This window comes from Shewanella sp. MF08487 (assembly GCF_050848685.1).
GTDB classification, from domain to species: Bacteria; Pseudomonadota; Gammaproteobacteria; order Enterobacterales; family Shewanellaceae; genus Shewanella; species Shewanella glacialipiscicola.
Genome location: NZ_JBOZPB010000005.1, coordinates 116,628 through 137,377 on the forward strand (window position 1 = coordinate 116,628; position 20,750 = coordinate 137,377).

General features: G+C 44.8%; 14 protein-coding genes and 2 tRNA genes. 7 read left to right on the forward strand and 9 right to left on the reverse strand.

Features of this window, described 5'->3' with window-relative positions; genetic code table 11:
* Positions 1-20: 20 nt before the first annotated feature.
* The 3 genes from ACRN9H_RS05405 to orn form a co-directional block, all read right to left on the reverse strand.
* A tRNA-Gly gene (locus ACRN9H_RS05405) sits at positions 21-96 on the reverse strand.
* 42 nt (positions 97-138) lie between these two features.
* Positions 139-214, reverse strand: a tRNA-Gly gene (locus ACRN9H_RS05410).
* A gap of 204 nt (positions 215-418) precedes the next feature.
* Entirely contained in the window at positions 419-964 is a 546-nt protein-coding gene (orn, locus tag ACRN9H_RS05415) for an oligoribonuclease (protein ID WP_076498504.1), read from the reverse strand.
* Between the two features lie 112 nt (positions 965-1,076).
* On the opposite strand from orn, the gene rsgA reads away from it, so the two are divergent.
* From rsgA to ACRN9H_RS05435, 4 genes are all read left to right on the forward strand, one after another.
* The gene (gene rsgA, locus ACRN9H_RS05420; protein ID WP_432312781.1) at positions 1,077-2,141 is read left to right on the forward strand and encodes a small ribosomal subunit biogenesis GTPase RsgA; all 1,065 of its coding nucleotides are present in this window, start codon (positions 1,077-1,079) and stop codon (positions 2,139-2,141) included.
* 62 nt (positions 2,142-2,203) lie between these two features.
* Positions 2,204-3,076 carry an archaetidylserine decarboxylase gene (asd, locus tag ACRN9H_RS05425; RefSeq protein WP_220774731.1) on the forward strand — a complete coding sequence of 291 codons (873 nt, stop codon included), beginning with the start codon at positions 2,204-2,206 and terminating at the stop codon, positions 3,074-3,076.
* A gap of 257 nt (positions 3,077-3,333) precedes the next feature.
* Positions 3,334-6,537, forward strand: a complete 3,204-nt coding sequence (locus tag ACRN9H_RS05430) for a mechanosensitive ion channel domain-containing protein (RefSeq protein WP_432312782.1) — start codon at positions 3,334-3,336, stop codon at positions 6,535-6,537.
* Positions 6,538-6,551: 14 nt separating this feature from the next.
* On the forward strand, positions 6,552-7,274 hold the full coding sequence (locus tag ACRN9H_RS05435; RefSeq protein WP_432312783.1) for a glycerophosphodiester phosphodiesterase: 723 nt from the start codon (positions 6,552-6,554) through the stop codon (positions 7,272-7,274).
* An 11-nt stretch (positions 7,275-7,285) separates the two neighbouring features.
* On the opposite strand, the gene ACRN9H_RS05440 is transcribed toward ACRN9H_RS05435, so the two are convergent.
* On the reverse strand, positions 7,286-7,621 hold the full coding sequence (locus ACRN9H_RS05440; protein WP_432312785.1) for a DUF3392 domain-containing protein: 336 nt from the start codon (positions 7,619-7,621) through the stop codon (positions 7,286-7,288).
* Positions 7,622-7,713: 92 nt separating this feature from the next.
* On the opposite strand from ACRN9H_RS05440, the gene ACRN9H_RS05445 reads away from it, so the two are divergent.
* A complete protein-coding gene (locus tag ACRN9H_RS05445; RefSeq protein ID WP_432312786.1) occupies positions 7,714-8,649 on the forward strand; it encodes a D-2-hydroxyacid dehydrogenase in 936 nt (311 codons plus the stop codon).
* Positions 8,650-8,754: 105 nt separating this feature from the next.
* Here the strand turns inward: ACRN9H_RS05445 and ACRN9H_RS05450 are convergent, their stop codons facing one another.
* Entirely contained in the window at positions 8,755-10,329 is a 1,575-nt protein-coding gene (locus tag ACRN9H_RS05450; RefSeq protein ID WP_432312788.1) for a methyl-accepting chemotaxis protein, read from the reverse strand.
* A gap of 262 nt (positions 10,330-10,591) precedes the next feature.
* Here ACRN9H_RS05450 and ACRN9H_RS05455 point away from each other — a divergent pair, with 262 nt between their 5' ends.
* Positions 10,592-10,783 carry a bacterioferritin-associated ferredoxin gene (locus tag ACRN9H_RS05455; RefSeq protein ID WP_076498521.1) on the forward strand — a complete coding sequence of 64 codons (192 nt, stop codon included), beginning with the start codon at positions 10,592-10,594 and terminating at the stop codon, positions 10,781-10,783.
* Between the two features lie 337 nt (positions 10,784-11,120).
* On the opposite strand, the gene ACRN9H_RS05460 is transcribed toward ACRN9H_RS05455, so the two are convergent.
* The gene (locus ACRN9H_RS05460) at positions 11,121-11,777 is read right to left on the reverse strand and encodes a thiopurine S-methyltransferase (RefSeq protein WP_432312790.1); all 657 of its coding nucleotides are present in this window, start codon (positions 11,775-11,777) and stop codon (positions 11,121-11,123) included.
* Between the two features lie 101 nt (positions 11,778-11,878).
* Entirely contained in the window at positions 11,879-12,220 is a 342-nt protein-coding gene (locus tag ACRN9H_RS05465) for a hypothetical protein (RefSeq protein WP_432312791.1), read from the reverse strand.
* 249 nt (positions 12,221-12,469) lie between these two features.
* Here ACRN9H_RS05465 and ACRN9H_RS05470 point away from each other — a divergent pair, with 249 nt between their 5' ends.
* Positions 12,470-14,278 carry a protein kinase domain-containing protein gene (locus ACRN9H_RS05470; RefSeq protein WP_432312793.1) on the forward strand — a complete coding sequence of 603 codons (1,809 nt, stop codon included), beginning with the start codon at positions 12,470-12,472 and terminating at the stop codon, positions 14,276-14,278.
* 61 nt (positions 14,279-14,339) lie between these two features.
* Here ACRN9H_RS05470 and ACRN9H_RS05475 read toward each other — a convergent pair whose 3' ends face one another.
* Both ACRN9H_RS05475 and ACRN9H_RS05480 read right to left on the reverse strand, forming a co-directional pair.
* Positions 14,340-16,742 (reverse strand): zinc-dependent metalloprotease, encoded by a 2,403-nt coding sequence (locus ACRN9H_RS05475; RefSeq protein WP_432312794.1) that lies wholly within the window; start codon positions 16,740-16,742, stop codon positions 14,340-14,342.
* Positions 16,743-16,826: 84 nt separating this feature from the next.
* Complete coding sequence (locus tag ACRN9H_RS05480) at positions 16,827-20,543, reverse strand: response regulator (RefSeq protein ID WP_432312795.1); 3,717 nt, start codon at positions 20,541-20,543, stop codon at positions 16,827-16,829.
* Positions 20,544-20,750 lie beyond the last annotated feature (207 nt).

Sequence of the window (20,750 nt, forward strand, 5' to 3'; positions counted from 1 at the left end):
TAAATCATTAAATTTTAATTTGGAGCGACATATCGGGTTCGAACCGATGACCTATACCTTGGCAAGGTATCGCTCTACCAACTGAGCTAATGTCGCATAATCTGTATTAATGATTTGGTAAATCACTAAATTTTAATTTGGAGCGACATATCGGGTTCGAACCGATGACCTATACCTTGGCAAGGTATCGCTCTACCAACTGAGCTAATGTCGCATTTCTTTTTCATTAAGAGCTATCGCTCTAGCAACTTCCTTCAACATTCACAAAGGTATTGTCTTACAACTTTTGTGAACTGAGCTAATGTCGCATTCAATCTAAATGAGCAGAACATCTCGTTCGCACCAAAAAGTTGAGGCCGCATTATATGAAAAATTCATGCGGCTGCAACCCCTTCTTGCATATTTATCTACTGATCGGTCAAATTTTAAATACTTTACTGCGATAATACTGCAATTCGGCAATCGACTCTTGGATATCCTGCAGTGCTTGATGAGTGTTTTGCTTCTTAAGGCCCGCCATCGTTTCTGGGCTCCAACGCTTCACAAGCTCTTTAATCGTGCTGACATCTACATTGCGATAGTGGAAATAATCCTCTAGCTCGCGCATGTAACGATTTAAAAAGCGTCTATCTTGGCCAATACTGTTACCACACATTGGAGATGCACCCTTAGGCACATACTGCTCTAAAAAGGCAATAGTCTTTGCGACGGCTTGTGCTTCGGTTTCTTGGCTGGCACGAACGCGATCAATGAGTCCAGATTCACCATGGTGCTTCTGGTTCCAATCATCCATAGCAGCAAGCGCCTCATCCGATTGATGAATGGCAATAACGGGACCTTGGCCAATAATATTGAGTTCTTGATCTGTCACTAAAGTGGCAATTTCAATGATCCTGTCGACGTCGGGCTCTAACCCTGTCATTTCTAAATCAATCCAAATGAGATTATTTACATTTGCCGTCATAAATCAGCCTTATCATGTCAGTTAGCCTAAATTCAGGCTTTTTTATTCAAGAGTGTGTATCATACTGCTTTTTTGCAACACAAAAAATCACCTAATTGACGAAGACGAATCAGTGACTAAAAAGAAACCCCTAAGCCAAGGTCAATTACGCCGTATGCGTGCTAATCACGAGAAGCGACTCACTCGTGATACGGGCGAAAAAAATACGCCGGAGCTACAAGATAGTTCACTGGGACAAGAACAGCCCGGTACGGTAATTTCGCGTTTTGGCCAACATGCCGACATCGAAACCGAAAGCGGTCAAATAGTGCGCTGTAATATTCGCCGTGCCGTTACCAGCTTAGTCACTGGCGATAAAGTGATTGTACGCTTAGCCATTGAAAGCCAAGCCAATAGCGGTATCGCAGGTATTGTTGAAGCGGTTCACCCACGTCGCTCATCACTTACACGACCCGATTTATACGATGGCGTAAAAATCATCGCCTCGAATATTGACCAGATTTTGATTGTGTCGTCAGTGTTACCGAGTTTTACTACCCAGATCATCGATCGTTATCTCGTTGCCGCCGAAGATACCGATATTCCGCCTATCATCATTTTAAATAAAATTGACTTGCTCAATCCCGATGAGGCGCAGGCCATAGATGAAGCACTGCAACGCTATAAAGATATTGGCTATCCGGTATATAAGGTCAGCAGTAAGCTAGGTGATGGTATTGATACCATTAAAGGCATACTTAAAGATAAAGTGAGTGTATTTGCCGGCCAATCGGGTGTAGGTAAGTCATCGATCATCAATGCCTTATTACCCGATGCTGAGCTAGTTATTGGTGATGTATCTGACAATTCAGGTTTAGGTCAACACACCACAACCACAGCCAAACTATTGCATTTACCCAGCGGTGGCGACTTGATTGACTCCCCTGGCGTGCGCGAGTTCGCCCTCTGGCATCTTCCAGCGCAACGTGTCGGTTGGTGTTTTATCGAATTTCGTGAATATCTTGGCGCGTGTAAATTCCGCGATTGCAAACACGGTGACGATCCCGGCTGTGCACTGCAAGCTGCACTGAAGGAAGGTAAAATCAGCGCTGATCGCTTTAATAATTACCACAAAATAATCGCCAGCTTAGATGAACAACGTCATGCTCGCCATTTCCGTACGGCAGCGGATGAATAATAACTGATTGATAAATAACAATGCTCTCAGTAAAGATTGAGCAGTAAGAAAAGGAATTAACATTGGATAACCTCAAAATAGCCTTGCAGTACATGCTGCCAAAACACTTATTATCTCGTTTAGTGGGCAAATTCGCCGCCGCCGAAGCGGGCGCTTTGACCACTGCTGCCATCAAGTGGTTTATCAAACAATATAAAATTGATATGAGCGAAGCGGCGCAAAGTGAACCCGAAGCCTATAAAAGCTTTAATGCCTTTTTTACCCGCGCACTCAAACCAGGGATTCGTCCGTTAGATCTAGACGCCGATATTATGGTGCACCCCGTCGATGGTGCAGTTAGTCAATTAGGCCCAATCAAAGACGGCCGTATTTTTCAAGCAAAAGGCCATCATTATTCATCGTTAACACTGCTTGGCGATCAAGCCGATGATGCAAAGCGCTTTGAAGGCGGTGATTTTGCGACTATTTACCTCGCACCGAAAGATTATCACCGTATTCACATGCCGATTAAAGGCACCTTATCCAAAATGACTTATGTTCCTGGGGAGTTGTTTTCAGTTAATCCGCTTACCGCTAAACACGTTCCTGGCTTATTTGCCCGCAATGAACGGGTGGTAGCGATTTTTGAAACCGAATTAGGACCACTGGCTATGGTATTGGTTGGCGCAACGATTGTCGCCAGTATCGAGACCGTATGGGCAGGAACCATAACACCACCTACAGGTAAACAAGTATTTACCTGGAAATACCCAACTCAAGGCCCTGATGCCATCACCTTAGATAAAGGCGAAGAGATGGGCCGTTTCAAATTAGGCAGCACTGTGGTGATGTTGTTTGCTAAAGACACTATCCAAACTTTTGCAGAAGGTGTTGAAGCCGAAGCGGTAACTCGTATGGGTCAAGCGTTCGCCAATCTTCGAGATACTAAAAAGTAAATTAAGCATGCTTACATTTACGCCAACATTGACGATGAGTTGACTAACATCTAGCCGTACTGCTATTTAGCAGTACGGCTTATTGAGCGGCATTATCAGGCATAGTTGCGACTATACATAGACGTATCCAGAGCTGCGACCACCATATTCAAAACCCACCCATTACACCGACAAAAAAAGAACGCCTGAAACATACCAATCTCAACGCAACTTGGCTAATATGGTACGTCTTTTGCCTCTCAATATTTTTAGCCTATATGCCACGTATTTTATTGTTCGTTATTGTTTTTTTCTCATTTTCGGCTCTCGCCAACTCCCCATTGCAGTTGGACAAACGTCTTGGCATAAACAAGCAAGATCAACAACAAAATCTCACCATTGATGAACAAATAAATGACCTAAAAATTAACATTGAGAAGCTCGCTGCCAGCGCAACCAGCTTCCAACAGGCACAAATCGATTTTGAAAAACATAAAAAAAACACTGATAAAGCGCTAAAAGAAGCTTACAAACCGCTGTCCTTGGAAAAAGGCACCGATCTCAGCCAGCAGGCTTCTATGGCCTATCTTCGCCTCTCTGAGCTTAAAGAAAGCGAATCGAGCTTAGTTCGACAAGTTAACGATTTACTACAACGCCAGAATGAGCTGCCAGCCGTCATCACCAGTGCAAGACAAAATGTGGCTCAGAATAAAAAAGCTGAACTCGCGCCATTAGACACCCCAACCGGTGAATTACAACAAACACAGCGGCTGTTCTTTGAACAAAGCCTAACCACCAATGAAGCTGAGCTAGCCAGTAGCCAGAAGCGCATTGAGCTGACGCAATTACAACTACAACTAGTGCGTCAACAACTGATACAACAAGAAGCTTTCATTGAAACCATCAATAAAGCGATCAATAAACAACGCCAGCAAAACACCGATGCAACCTTGGCCAAAAACATAGTCAATACTGATAAAGTTATCGATCCTATTACCCGCAACATTGCCGATACCAATCAAATTTATGGCCAGAAGCTGCAAACATTAACCTTGCAGATTAATAATGTCGTCGAACAGCAAGAACAAGCTGAAACCCAATATCAATCTCAAGCAAAACAGCTCGCCAATATCCAAGAACAAATTACATGGGTCAAAATGAACTCAGCCTTTGGTGAGCGTTTTTTGCAGATATTACAATCACTGCCTAAACCCCCAAATCATGAAAAGCTTCAGACGCTCATCGCTGATGCCCGTTTAGATAGATACCATTTAGAGCAACAGCAAGCACTCAATGAGCAAGAACTAGAACATCCCGGTTTATACAATGAACAACAAATTAAACTACTACATTCGCAGCAAAGTTTAATTACCCAGTTGATGCAAAGCTATGACCAATACCTGAGTGAATTAGGCAAGTTAAGAGTTAACTATCAGCAATTAAGTCAACAGCACCTCACCCTAAAAAATACCCTTAATGAACATTTATTCTGGGTCCCTAATGCCGCTAGCATTAGTAAGTTATGGCTTACGGATCTCGAGCGCAGCACAGTATGGCTGGTGAGACAGGCACAGTGGGATGAATTGGGTAAAGCGTGGGACGAACAAAATGATTATTGGTATTGGTGGGTTATATTGCTGGTATTATGTTTAGTCGTACAAGATCTTATTACGCCTAAATTCAATAGCTTATTAAATCACTATACCACCTATGTAGGTAACGTAACCCAAGATAAGTTCATTTACACGCTTAAAGCCCTTGCTTGCAGCTTAGGTTACGCATTAATCAAACCTACCCCTGTGATTTTGGCGGGTTTAATTTTTTACCACTCTGATCGCAATTTTGTGCAGGCCGTGGGCATGGGCATACTGGCCATTGGCTTAGTTTACCTTTTATATCGTTTTATCTTTATTCTCACACTCGACAAAGGTGTGCTGGTCGGCCATTTCAAACGTCCATCAAAACTTATCCAAGCGGGGCAGTTTAGATTCAGGCACTTTGTGTTGGTAGCCAGCCCATTGTTAGGCTTGATGGGTTTTACCGAAATACTGGATGCATCATTGATACGTAATAGTATTGGTCGCGGCGCATTTATTATGTTTTGTATTGTTTTATTCTTATTTTACAAAGACACTTTAATTCTCAGTCGTAAAAATACAGCCCCACAAAAAGACGATAAAAATAAAAAGCTTATCCAAAAAATGCTCTGGTTTTTGTTAATCTCAGTTCCCTTACTCAGTGCAGTTCTCGCGTTTAAAGGGTATTACTTTACCGCCTTCCAAATGCTGCTCCAGCTGCAATTATCTATCGTGCTGGGTCTAGGCTTCTTATTGCTATATCAGCTCATTAAACGCTGGATGTTAATTGAACGCCGCCGTATTGCTTTCGATCGCGCCAAAGCGAAACGGGCTGAACGCTTAGCACAAAGGGAAAAAGGCGAAACACACCATCTATCAACCGATGGACTCGATACCTATGAAGAGCCGGTAGTAGATCTCGAAACCATTTCGAGCCAGTCACTTGGACTAGTGCGTTCGCTATTATTATTGGCATTTTTAGCCAGCTTAATTGGCCTATGGACGCAAACCCATACGGCGTTATTTACCTTTCTCGACGGTATTACGTTGTGGACAACTAATACCAGTGTGAATGGCTTAGAACAACAATTACCGATCACCATGAAATCCTTGATGTTTGGGCTTATTGTGGTCGGTTTTTCAATGATGATTGCTACCAATTTACCCGGTTTACTTGAGCTGATGATCCTGCAAAGATTGGACCTATCACCCGGTACGGGGTTTGCGATTACCACAGTAAGCCGTTATCTAGTGGTCTTTTTAGGGCTATTAATCGGCTTCTCTAATCTCGGGATGGAATGGTCTAAACTGCAATGGCTAATTGCCGCACTCTCGCTCGGTTTAGGTTTTGGTTTACAAGAGATTTTTGCCAACTTTATCTCGGGCTTAATCATTTTATTTGAAAAACCAGTACGTATTGGCGATACCGTGACAATTCGTGATTTAACCGGGACTGTGAGTAAAATTCAAATACGGGCAACAACCATCATTGATTGGGATAGAAAAGAAATTATCATCCCAAACAAGGCCTTTATTACGGAACAATTAATTAACTGGTCATTGTCCGATCCGATTACGCGCGTCATTGTTTACGTATCCGTTGCGCGCGACTCTGATCCTGCCAAAGTCGAGGCAACGCTGTATCAAGCAGTGCAAGAATGTGAAGATGCACTGGCAACCCCAGAGCCTGAAGTGTGGTTTGCAGGTTTTGGTAAACATACTCAAGATTATGAAGTCCGTGCTTACGCAAAAGATATGTCATCACGCTGGCCACTTCGCCATGATTTACATAAACGAGTGACTAAAAAACTCAAAGAAAACAATCTTGAGCTCGCCTATCCACAGATGGAAATCTATATTAAAAATAGTCAAAATAGCGAGCCGAAAAGTATTATCAGAAGCTAATAGGATTACACAACATGCTCATTTTTGCTCACCGTGGCGCCAGCGGTTATCAGGCCGAAAATACGTTAGCTGCTATGGAAAAAGCGTTGCAATTAGGCGCGCCAGCGGTTGAGCTCGATGTGCATAATGTCGAAGGTGAGCTGGTGGTGTTTCACGACCGGCGACTCGATAACAAAAGCTCAGGCTCGGGGATTATCCATTTAGTGAGTAAGGATTATCTGGCAGGCATTAATGTAAAAGGTGAACCAATACCCACCCTATGGCAGGTGCTAGAATTAATTGCAGGACGCTGCATAGTCAATATTGAATTAAAAGGCATAAATACCGTCATGCCGTTAATCAATTTATATCCGAAAGCTTTAAAACAACTGGGTTTTACCGAAGAACAGTTACTGATCTCTTCTTTTAATCACCCTTACCTACGCGAGTTTAAACAAGCACTGCCAGAGGCTTTAGTCGCGCCGCTGCTCGCCAGTATTCCACTAGAAGGAGCGGCTGTTGTCAGTCAACTTGATGCCTATTCGTTACATTTAGACGTGAGTTTCATCAACCAAGCGTTAGTTGATGATGCACACCATCGCGGCGCCAAGGTTTATGTTTATACGGTCGATCATGCCGATGATATTCACGCCCTTAAAAAAATGGGCGTCGATGGCGTGTTCAGTAATTATCCCGACCGCGCCATGCGGGTTTTAACTCAAGCGACAACAGTCGATTATCTTGGTTACTTTGAATAAAGTGTGGTTAATTAAGACTGATTATTTCGCTGAGCCCAATAGCCGATAAAAATAAACATCGTCATAATCAACAGAAACATCCAATGGGATGGCATAGCCACTATGTGTCTTGCCACCCAAGGTGTGGCTTTCACGATCAATAGGCCATAGCCAAAGGCATTCACAATAATAAAAACAAATGTTCGCAGCACAAAAGAATGCCCCAACAAATGACGCCTTAAGATACGATTTACATCCGCTGAAAAAACCAAAATAAGACACACCACCATAGCGGTAGCAATATCAAAAGCCCAAGGGCGAAGCATATTACCTAACTGGGCAATAATGGCGACTAATTGATTAAACATAGACTTAACCTAAAAAGATGCAGCGCAATCCATCTGAGTGGCCGCGACAGCGTATTGAAAAATAACAATAACCAAGCATAAAGGGAGACGCCATGGGGCACAAGTTACTCTTGCTAACAAAGGCAAATCAACAGTACCGCGACTTGATTGAGACGCAGAGTCTCCCTGATTTAACGTTACTCGACGATAATCCTGCGAGCATAATTGATGCAGATATTTGGTTAGCCGAACCTAAACTTGCCGCGCCCCTATTGCCCCATGCTAAAAATCTGCAATGGCTACAATCAAGCTTTGCTGGCATAGATGCCCTGATAAGCCCAAGGGGCAGAAAAGACTATCAACTCACCAATATTAAAGGCATTTTCGGCCCGCTGATGAGCGAGTATCTATTCGGCTATTTACTCGCGCATATCCGCGGCCATCGTTTTTATCGCCAGCAACAAGGACAAAAACAGTGGCTGATTCAACCCCAGCAACGCCACTCAAGTTTACAGGGCATGCGATTGCTCTTGCTTGGCACAGGGTCAATAGCCCAGCATTTAGCGAAGACGGCAAAACACTTTGGCATGCATGTTACTGGTATCAATAGCAACGGTAATACCGTAGAAGGTTTTGACATCATAGAAGCTATGTCCAATTTAGGCCAAGTGTTGACACAGGCCGATGTGGTTGCAAATCTACTGCCAAGCACTCCTGCAACGCATAATCTTCTCAATGCTGACATGTTAGCTATGTTAAAAACTGATGCAGTACTGTTTAACGTGGGCCGCGGTGATGCACTCGATCTTGATGTGCTAAACACCCAGCTTATCGCTAATCCTGCCCAACAAGCGATTCTCGATGTATTTGCTCAGGAACCTTTACCCAATAGCCATCCTATTTGGGAACGGGAAAATGCCGTGATCACGCCGCATATTTCGGCGCCAAGCCATCCTGCACAAATCGTCGATATCTTTAGCCAAAACTATCGCCGCTACATCATGGGTGAACCACTGCAGAATCGAGTCGACTTTAGTAAAGGCTATTGAGTTAACGATCAGGAATTGATTCAGAAAGCAGAAATTGAGTTAGAAATCAGTAAAAGAAAAGGCAATAGTCAGACTATTGCCTTTTTTATATTAAATTTTAGGCAGTTAAACCCTAAAGCTACGCTTTAAGAATTGATCGACCAATACCGAGTGAGAATCCATCTCGCGAGTCACTTCGTCATTCAAGCCGACCATTTCACTGCCGAGTTGATGACTAGAATGGGTAAATTGCGACACATTAACCACGCTGCGATTCATCTCATTTGCCACACTCGATTGCTCTTCAACCGCACTGGCAATATGGTGCGTCATATCGGTAATGGTCCAAATGGCCTCACGAATCGTACGTAATGCTGTACCCGCTAAATCCGCCGTTGAAATACATTCGGAAGCGGCAACCACGCCTTGCTGCATGCTGATAACAGCTTTATTCGTCCCCTGCTGCAACAGATTAATCATACTGTGGATTTCTTTGGTGGCATCGTGAGTACGTTGTGCCAGCGCCCGTACTTCGTCGGCAACGACAGCGAAGCCACGACCTTGCTCACCCGCTCGAGCCGCTTCAATTGCCGCATTCAATGCCAGTAAATTCGTCTGACCCGCAATACTCTGAATCACATCGAGCACAGTGCCGATATCTTTACTGTGGGCCTCTAACTCAGTAATGACCTTTGACGTTTGTTGCAGTTGCTCCGCCATCGCTTGAATCGAGCGAATAGTACTCGACACCGTTTTATCACCATTGATAGTTTCAGCGGATGCCATTTGCGTGGTACTCGCCGCATCGGCACAATTGGAGGACATATCGCCTAATGTGGCGGTCATTTCCTGCATCGCTGTAGCAACTTGTTCTATTTCAGATAATTGAGCCTGACTGGTACTCTGGATTTGTTTACCCTTGGCGGCAGATATTTTGGCCTGTTCAGACACGTTATAACAGGAATCCGATGCACGCCCAAGAATCGACTTAAGCTCAGAGGTCTGCATTTGGAGCGCCAAATCAATCGCGCCAAGATCATCAGAGCTTCCACTGTAAATATGCGCCATCAAGGGGTTATCGTAGATATGCTTTGCCTTAGCCACTATCGCGTAATAACGACTCAGCACCAGATTACCGCCCACCAGCAATACTAGGACACTTATCGCTAGGGCAATAAAGCCCATTAAGCCAATTTGCAGAGCAAGGTAAAACATAGGTAGCATGGCAACCAATGCGAGTAACTGCAATTTGACAGGCATGCTCATGGTACGTTTTAACGCACTAACACTGCCCTTTTTGTTCAGCTCTGCATAAGCTGTTTCTGCACGCTTAACCTGCTCGCGGGTGGGTTTAGTGCGCACAGATTGAAACTCGACGACTTTGCCATTAACTGAAATAGGGGAGACATAGGCATCAACCCAATAGTGATCGCCATTGGCACAACGATTTTTCACTATCCCTTTCCAAGGCTCACCTTTTTTGATGCAGCGCCACATATCTTCAAACGCATGGGGAGGCATATCTGGATGACGCACCATGTTGTGAGGCTTGCCTAACATGGCATCGAGTTCAAAACCGGCAACGGTACAAAAGAATTGGTTGACGTAGGTAATATGACTTTGAGTATCCGTGGTCGACAATAAAATCCAATCCGCTGGATAATCATATTCTCGCTGTGTAACTGGTAAATTTGTTCTCATGAAACCTTATGGATCTTTGATTAATTCTTCGTTATTCATCCATGAGTTATCCATCCGTGAGGCATCATCACCCTGACTCTGTATTCCTGAACCTACTTCTAAAACTGCCTAGCAGTGTAATGCTAAAACACATCTAGGATAGACGATAAAAACGTGCGCCCTTTAACAAAAACGTTAATGTATGAAAATCACTCAAAAATCATGATTGCATTTGATAAGCGTTTTCATTTAGAATTAGATCAATTCTTTTGGAGACTACTATATGTACGTTTGTCTTTGCCATGCGATCACAGATACACAAATTAAAAATGCCGTAAGCCAAGGCGATAGCTCGCTTGCTGACGTCAAAAAGCGCTTAGGTGTGGCCGACCAATGTGGTAAGTGTGCCAGAATGGCGGTGCAGATTATCCAGAATCAATTGGAACTTGAGCCTAATTACTACGAAGTCGCCTAAAAATTGTAAATAAAATTGATAGTTAAGGCACTAGCTACCTATGGCCAAAACATACATTAGCGAAAAACAAACGCTTGCACAGACGACATAAGTTACGTTAAAGCTAATCGTAAAGTTATCATCTGCTCCCTCACCCTGATATTCTTATTCGCCTCCCGTATTTTCGCTTCCCAATAGTTCTATATTGCATTCAATCCTAAAGATAAAATGGGACACTGATAGCCGACAAAGACCATAAAACTTAACCTGCTGATACAAAATAATAATCCCCACCAACCTAGATTATCTAGCATAAATTCAATGGGGATATTTCACTGCAGCTATAGGATAAAAGTCATTATTTACGCTTCAACAAATAAGCGGCCTCATTTAGCCAAGGTACTGCTTTTTTCGTAAATCGAGGATTTTCCGCTAACACATCTTGTGATGCTAACACCTCGATATCAAAGTCATCACTCAGATGCTGTTCAACCCAAGTCGGCGATACTGCAAACGGCGGACCATTTAAGGCTGCTTGTGGATAATCTAAGGTTACTAATAAACCTATGCTGCCGCATGGTAATAAATTTGCCAACTGCTTAGCATAATGCACGCGCATGTTTTCTGGCCAAGCAATGAGAGCAGCACGATCATAAAAAGCCGTCACCTCTTGTGTGATAGTTTTAGGCAAAGTGAAAATGTCACCTTGATACACGCTGATCTGCTCAGTTTGATAATGTTGGTGTTCACCAACTGCCGTTTGCGTAAGCTCAAGCTGGTTATCAGTAAAAAACTGCTGCACAGCCAGTTCATTTAGCTCACAGCCAATCACTTGATGCCCTTGCTCGGCTAAAAAGCACATGTCTAGCGACTTGCCACATAAGGGCACAAACACTTGAGCATCCGCCGGCAGCGAGAGTTCCTGCCAATACTGGACAAGGAAAGGATTGATGTCTTGCTGATGAAAACCTATATGTTGCAGATTCCATTTTTCATGCCAAAAACTGGGTTCCATGGTCTATCTCTATTCGCTAAAGTGACCCTTACTTTAATGGCATTTTTAAGTCGATGCAAAGCTCTTTGCGATTCGACCGATGCAACAATGTAAAGACTAAGTTACTGATCTAACGTAGCTTGCACTTTACGCAGCCAAACGCAGTTATCACATTGACATTGACGACGTGATAGATGATGCGGACTTAAAGATGAATCAATAAAATCCACCGCTATTAATAGCTGCTGTTTTAGCTCTGCGACTGATTTTTCATTCACGTCCACTAGCTCATCATTCTGGTTCATCCAGATACATTCCATCCCCTGATGGCAGGTTAAACATTGTTCGTCGCTATCATTAAAAAATACCGCATGCGGACAATGGGTGACTTCCATTGACTGTAAAATTCGCTTACGCGGATAGTCTAATAACTCAATCAACAAGGCTTTATATTGGGTGGGCATACGCCCTCCTTAGCTACACTTTTTCTGTCGGTTAATTAACAAATACTTATCCTGTTCGATATCCAAAGACTACCTATAGTCGTGAAGATTTAACTTGATGTAAGTCAAAGTCAGTGACGAAATGATCGTATAGGTAAGACACGATGAAACCTAAGTCTTAAAGCGATTAAAAATTCTTAACTAAAACTCACCCTTGATTTGATTATCTCCCCCTCTTACTGGTTAAATGAACAAAACAAGGAGCACTATTTGCAAACACCTCAGCTGCAGCATTTTTATATTTCCGAAGAGCAATCCATTTACCTGCTCAAGGCCAATGATGCCCGTAAGCACAAGGCGTGGATCCGTCTGTGTAAACAGCAACTGAGTAAACTCGGTTATGTCGAGATTGAATTAATCGGCAAAGGTGCCTACGGTTTTGTGTTTGCGGGCATCAATCAAGCGGGCGATGCCCATGTTTTTAAGTTTTCACGGATAACGCTACCGCAACATGTTCAAGACCGGCTCGAAGAAGAAGCCTTTATGTTGTCATTGCTAAAGCACCCTAATGTGCCTGGCGCGATTAAATTTGAACGTGTTGGCAAACAGGGCATATTAGTGATGGAGCGTGCTAAGGGGGAGGATCTCGACCAACTATGCCGCAAAATGGGCGCACTACCTACTGCAATGATCATGAATATTGCCCGCCAGCTTGCCGATATTTTGTATTACCTGCGTACGGGTAAACCTTTAGTGCACGGCGATATAAAACCCTCGAATCTGGTTTTCGATATTGAACAGCAGCATTTATCGTTAATCGATTGGGGCTCTGCTGTCTTTGCGCAGCGGGATGAGCATAACAACCCCGTTGAAGACAATGTAATGGCATTAATGTCGAGCGATCAACAGCATACTAATGCGCGCATGGGTGATGTGTACTTTATTGGCGAAGAGCAACTTAACGGTGCACTCTCCAGTCCACGTTTTGACGAGCAAGGTGTTGCCGCGACTCTGTATTCCCTTGCCTCAGGACAAGCCAGCCGTTTTGGCGCGCAGGTGATCTCGCCCACTAGTATTGGTTTACCCATAGAATTAGCCCGCACCTTAGAAGGCATGCTCAGTACAGATCCTGAGCAACGTAATATTGCCGGTGATTACTTTTTAAAAAGCATGCGCCACAGCCACAGATTACATTTACCCACGCTGCCCAAAGCTGATTTACAGGGTGAAATTCCTGTTTGGGTACAATCCCGCGATAAAGATGTTGAAACTGTCAGCTACAGTTCGCGTAAATCCTTTTTAAAGGAACACAACGCCCAAGATCCCATCGCTAAGATGGATGATATTCAGCTCGAGAAATACTACCGTAACTTCCTCGCGGGCATGGGCGATACCGAAAAAGGCTTTATCGCAGCGGTGGGCAGGTTAGCGCAGTATCCCATCGTGGGTGGGCTTGCAATTCATTGGCAAACAACTGGGGTATTTATCGACTCCAATCTTGCGATTTACGATGCGAATCAAAAAGGTGCGTTAATCATCGCGGTCAACAATATGGTGGATCTCGCGCGGGGAATTAAACGTATCGGGGTGTTTAAGGCCTGTTTTTTTAACGCCAAAGACACGTTACACATCGAGCGTACCGATACCAGTGAGCCCTTTAGCGCCAGCGCCGCGCTGCAATTACCCTTTGAAGTGGGCGACGTACCCACTTTAGAAGACAAATCGCGCTTACACTCATACTTCGAAGACGGTAAAGATCCCGATGAAAACCTCGAATTACCCCATGAAATCATGGAAGAATTAGCCCGCATCAACCAAATTCACCACACAGGCTGCATCATTTTTGAGGCACTGCCGAATCACTTAAAAATTCACAGTTACTTGAAGCTGCTCAATCCGCGTAAGCAGGCGGCGTTTCGCGCCAGTCTCGATCGCATCTTGCATCATGTCGGAAAAATCCAAGGTCACGGCGTATCGGGCTTTATGAAACTGCCCTACAAAAACACCCGCCGCTTTACTCATCTAGAGCGTAAAGCCGATCACTTTTATCCGAAAAATCCAAAAGAAATAGGCGCCTAGGGCGCCAATGTCTAAACCATCTTAAGATGCCCCATTCAGCAAATAGCTCAATATTGTCAGCTTAAATCGGCGATCCTGGCGGTAAGATTAATGGATTAGGAATAAGCTTAAACTGAGCATCGGTTAATCCCGCCGCTAACCCCAGTTGCAGCCCATTATAATGCGCCGCAAGACTGACATTGGCACGGTTTGCTCTCGCCTTTAGTTGCTTAATCACAAATTGAATACGGTCGTAAATAACCGCCCTGACCTCAGGTGACGTATTCTTATCGTGTAGCGCAGCAAGGACTTCATCAACCACTACGGCATTGACTCGCATCCACACACCCTCAACCAGACCAAGCTTACCCTCTTGATATAAGGTCGCTGCAAATAACTTATCGAGTAAGGTCGTCACAGATAACTGCTCGTTATCCGCCATGGCTGCTTGGCCAACACGGTTCAAACGCTTAGGCGTCAATAGTAGACTAACGGTATAACGACTAAACACTTCTGCCATGCCTAAAGGATCGGTAACCGTTCCTAAACCAGAATCAAAGGATTCACGCGTAGCATGATAATTTCCCGCCTTTGGCACTAAATTATCTAGCAAAGTTTGCGGTACCGTTAAATTCGCCGCATCTAAGGTTTTAAGCAAAGCATCTAATCCCGCTAGCTGCAACGGCGGTGCAATATAACTCCAGCGGCTCCCCTCACCAATAGATTGGTAGTTATAGTCAGTCCCGCCAATAAACTTAGCAACCGCATCGATTTGATAGCGCGTGAGTAAATAAATCGGTGCAAAGGCATCGGCTAACTCCCCAAGTGGCTCATGGGGCAATAATGCGGCACTAGAGAACCCTGCAATCGCCTTAGTACGAATATTATCGAGTTTAGTCAGTTGGGTTATCGCATCATCACCACTGTCCCACAAACTGGCATAAGCTTGACTGGCATCCTTTTGCCGGGAGTCAGCCTCGCCGATATAACGTAAGCCCCGTTTCGCCACATCGGCTAACAACTCAGTTTGTAGTGTTTGTTGAGCGCGTGCATCACCCGCATCGCTATAACCATAAGCGATAGCAAAATCATCCCAAAGGCCGACGCCAGTGGAGTAAGGTGCTGAAATATCAATATCGTCACCCTTAAGCTGGATTTTAGGATGGGGATAATCCATCACAGAAGCATCTTGATTACTCGAAGCCGCAAAATTATGGTCAAGCCCCAAAGTATGACCAACCTCATGGGCCGCGAGTTGGCGAATGCGCGCGAGAGAAAGTGCTGTTGCCGCTTTATCGGCTGCGATTCTATCCTGCCAGCCAGCTGTTAACCCTTTGGCAATTAAGTAATCCTGACGTACACGCAAGCTGCCGAGCGTCACTTGGCCTTTGATGATTTCACCGGTGCGCGGATCAGTTAACGCCGCGCCATAGGACCAGCCCCGCGTTGCCCTATGCACCCATTGGATCATGTTGTAACGAATATCCTGTGGGTCGGCATCTTTAGGTAATAATTCCACTTTGAAGCCGTTGATAAATCCTGCACGAGTAAAAGCACTCTCCCACCAGCGCGCACCATCGAGCAATGCCGAACGAATAGGTTCAGGCACACCAGGATCGAGATAATAGGTAATAGGTTTAACCACCTCGCTTGGCGCTGGGCCAGGATGCACTTTCTGTAAACGGTGGCGCAGGATAAAACGCTGCACTAAAGGTTGATCAAAATGCGTGGCGTAATCGCGATACTCATCGGATAGATAGCCGCTCATAGGATGATATGCCCGAGCCTGATAACCCGCATCGGGAAGCTCAATAAAAGAATAGCGCATCCGCACGGACATCAACCTGCCATCGGGTGTTACCTGCGCCACTTGCTCCCCAGCAACATCGGCTTTAAAGGTGAGCTGAACATCTACGTCGGCATTTTTTGCAAAGGATTTAATCCCTGTTGGTAAGATGACCGAACGGCCCAAATCAAACTGATAATCCCCCTGCCCAGTTTGTTGTAATACGGAGGATACACCGTGTAAATCGCTGAGCACCAGATCGTTAATCGCAACCAGTACAGACTTCCCCTCAACGACCTTGCCTTGCCATAAAACAGAATCAGCAAAGGCTTCTGCAACGGCTCTTTGCTCGGCAGCATCAAGAGTATTAGCGCGATATTGGCTATTCAGTTGCTTGAGAACAATATAGGGGCCTTGGCGCTCAAACTGCACCATACGAGTTTGCCCAAGTTGACCACGATCAAGGCCAATGTCGTTTGAACCCACACCTTGTGGCAGGCTAGTGACGAGTAAAAAGGGTTGATTTAAGCGATTAACCTCAAGGTATAACTCTCCTTGAGACGGCTCGTAATAGAGATTAACAAACCCTTTAACTTCTTGGCTCTGCTGAATGATTTTAGTGCTAGGCGCAATAGCGGCCAAAGTAACGGCGGGAAATCCTAACAACGCGATGGCTAAGGCTACACTTTGAGGTTTCATCTTTTCTCCTAATACGGCTAGCTGCGTTATTCATGAATATCAATTGGAATAACGCGGGGCCATCACTGGCCCCGAGCAAAAAATTTAACGATTCTGATGCTGATTTTTATGTGTAATCCAGTGATTTAATGTTTCAAATAATTCGTTGAGCACTATCGGCTTGGTTATATGAGCGTTCATCCCCGCAGCTAAACTCTTTTCCCTGTCGCCCGACATGGCATGGGCGGTCATGGCAATAATAGGCAGCTCATCGGTACTAAAACGCTCGCGCAGAGCTCTGGCCGCAGTAAGCCCATCCATCACTGGCATTTGGATATCCATCAATACTGCATCAAACGGACGTGAATCGACAATATCCAATGCAACTTGGCCATTACCAGCCAACACCACTTCATAACCGGCACTTTTGAGAAGCTCTGTCGCAACTTGCTGGTTAATAAAGTTATCCTCCACCAACAGCACTAATCCTGCGTACTCACCTTCTTCTGTCACGGTGACATCTGCGGGCGGCGGCAGATTCAATTTCGGCTCGTCAGTAAAAGCGGCGATGATTTCATCGAACAAGCTTGAGGCTTTAAAAGGTTTTTGCAGTACCGTAAACACCTTGGCATTATCCACTTGATCCTGCAAAGGTTCTGCCGCATAGGCCGTCATCATGATAATGACTGGCCGTTTCGCTAAAAGGCCTTCTGCCAACATAGTATCGATGGCGCTAACCACATCACAGCCATCCATTTCCGGCATCATCCAATCGAGTAAGATTAAATCGATAGGCGCATGCGACAGTTTATCCAAGGCTTCAGCGCCGCTAGTGGCGGTATCGACATCAAAATGTAAATCCCGCATCAAGGTTGAATAAATCTGTAACGCGGTCGGATTATCATCAACCACTAACGTACGTAAATTGTTCAGTTTTTCGGGTACGACGAAAGGCTCGATTGTCGCTTCTTCAGCAATTTCAAAGCTAATGGTAAAGCTGAAGGTACTACCTACCCCAAGCTCACTCTGCACTTGCATTTTGCCGCCCATCATAGAAACCAGATGCTTACTGATAGACAAGCCTAAGCCTGTGCCACCGTATTTACGCGTCGTCGAACCATCGGCTTGGGCAAAAGCATCAAATAACTTTTCTTGCTGATCTTTATCAATCCCAATCCCCGTATCACGTACCCAGAACTTGAGCGTAATACGATGGTCACGCTCGCCCACATCTTCACACCCCAGCTCAACCTCACCCGATTGCGTAAACTTTACCGCATTCGATAAGAGATTAATCAGGATTTGCCCTAAACGCAGAGGGTCACCTTTGAGGATTAACCCCGAGGTGACAGGCGCATAGAGCAGTAACTCAACACCTTGCTCCTGCGCTTTGAGCGCATTAAGATCCAGTGCATGATCGAGCACTTTGTCTAACGGGAATGGCACTAATTCAAGCTCTAATTTACCCGCTTCGATTTTAGAAAAATCGAGAATATCATTGATGATCCGCAGTAACGATTGGGCCGAGAAACCGGCTTTTTCAAGGTAATCCTTCTGCTGTGCTGTTAACGCGGTACGTTGCGCCAACTGCAACATACCGATAATAGCGTTCATAGGCGTGCGGATTTCATGGCTCATATTCGCCAAGAACTCACTCTTATATAGGTTAGCTAATTCAGCGTCTTGCTTGGCTTCCAATAGTGCCACTTCGTTGCTCTTATGGCGGGTAATATCCTTGTGAGTACCCAGCATACGCTTGGGCTGACCATCGCTGGTAAACTCCACCACTCGGCCACGACAAAGTACCCAATGGTAGCTACCGGTTTTTGCTAATAACCGAAACTCGATCTCGTAGGCATCAATAGGATTTTGCAAATACTCGCGCCGATATTCCTCCACTCGAATACGATCGTCAGGATGAGTTAACTGATCAATTGCCGATAATAAGGCCGGAAACTCATTGGTTTGATAACCCAACATAGAATAGTAAGCAGGATTACAAATAATTTGTTCTGAGTCTAAATACCAATCCCACAGGCCATCTTCTACCGCATCCATGGCTAAGTGGTAACGCTCTTCCGATAATCGTAACTGCTCGGCCGCTTCATATTCACGGGTGACATCACGCCATACCGCAATCAACCCCAACAGCTCGCCACGGCGGTTATAGAAAGGTAGCTTTAGTGTGTCCAGTAACAACGGTTTACCAGCGAGTTCTATTTTTTCTTGGTAGCGCAACGGCACACGATCTTTTAATACTTGTTTATCTTCGGCGCGGATACGTATACCCATTTCCGGTGAGGTTAAATCGTCTGACGACAAACCAATCATCTCGCTCTCGGTATAACCTAACATCCGCTCAGCGGCTTTGTTACAACCTAAATAGTTGCCTTCTTTATCTTTAAAGACAATGGCTTCAGGGATCGCATCGAGTAAGGATCTCAACAGTGCATATTCGCGTTCACGCCGTTCAGTGGTGTCTTTTAAGCGTTCAGTTCGCCGTGCCACTAACTTATCAAGCCGCTTATTTTGCTCGGCTAAATGGTGGGTATATTGCTTGTTTTCCTCAAAAATCCGACTCACTAACAAGAACCAAGGCTCCCAGCCGCGAGTGATTTTTTCGGGAGGTTTGCGTGGCTCTTGCGAACAACCTTCAAGGTGCGATAACAAGCGTGATGCTGGACTCACAAAGGAGCGACGAGTCTGCCAATGCACTATGGTGACTAACACAGATAGCGCTATCACCACCAAGATAAACGTCAACTGTAATTTCTCCCAAGAATCTTGGAATAAATCATCTTCATCCTGTAAATACAGTAAACGCCAAGGTGCGTTATGCAGGGCAACCGAGTGGATGTAATAGCCATTACGAATAATGCCGTCGTGGGCATCGAACAATTCAGATTCTGGCAACGAATGCAGTTCAGACGGGATGCGCTGACTAATGTGATAAACCCGATTAATGTCGGAAATATCAAAATCGCTGTGGGATAAAATATTATTCTGTTGGTCGAGTAAAATCACTGTACCCGGCATCTTAAAGTAAACTCGAATTTGCCGCGCTAAGGAGGCCAACGTCATGTCTAAATTGATTGAACCAATAAAGTCATCTTCTAAATAAATGGGCACACCTAGCGTGGTCAGCAACCCTTTGCCGGTGGAGTCAACATAGGCTTCGCTCCAAAAAACGCTGCGCTGCGGGTTCATTGCTGGGGTGGCGTATTGGAACTGCTTCTTGTTGAGGTATTCATCCCTGAAACGTATATCTTCATCAGACCAGGGGAAATAGGACATGATCCTACGTTTAGACAGATAATAAATTGCCGAGGCTTTTGGGGCGGCTTCCTTCGCGACAGGGAACGACAGGGACAACTCAAATAACATCTCGAGTTCTTGATAAAACCCATCACTGCGGCCATCAAGGGAACCGGCACCGGTGATCCGTCCCATGTTAGTAAAAGGTTTACCGCTCTGGGCATAGCGAGGTTCTAAGGTAAAATATTGGCCACTTTCATTGAATTTACCGTATTGGGGTAAGCGTTCTTTACGCACGAGCTCACCTAAACGCAGATGATCTACCGCAACATCACGTAAGCTTTTTACTGCCCGAATACTTGATTCAAGTAACAAATCGATTTGCAGTACATGTCGCTGTACTTGTTCTTCACGCTGCTCCATTTGCTGGGCTTTCTGGCGGTCAAAAAACATCCACGCGGTCAACAAAGACATGACGATAACGCCAATGTACGTATAAAAAACAGCACGGTTGTAATTTTTCTGGATCGGCGATTTTAGTTGGAGATCCGGCTCACTCGATTTCATCCACTACCCTTGATTGCAGCGCTTAATTTAAGCCATCGACGGCAAAAACTATCAGCACCTATAGTAGCAGGAAGGAACGGTCAATCACATAAAATAATTGCCCGATAAAGGCTACTCATACCACTGATAAGTCAATTAAAAATCTGCTCATAATAAACATCAGGCCTCAATATCTGAGGCCTGATTGTTTACTCAAAACAAAACTCA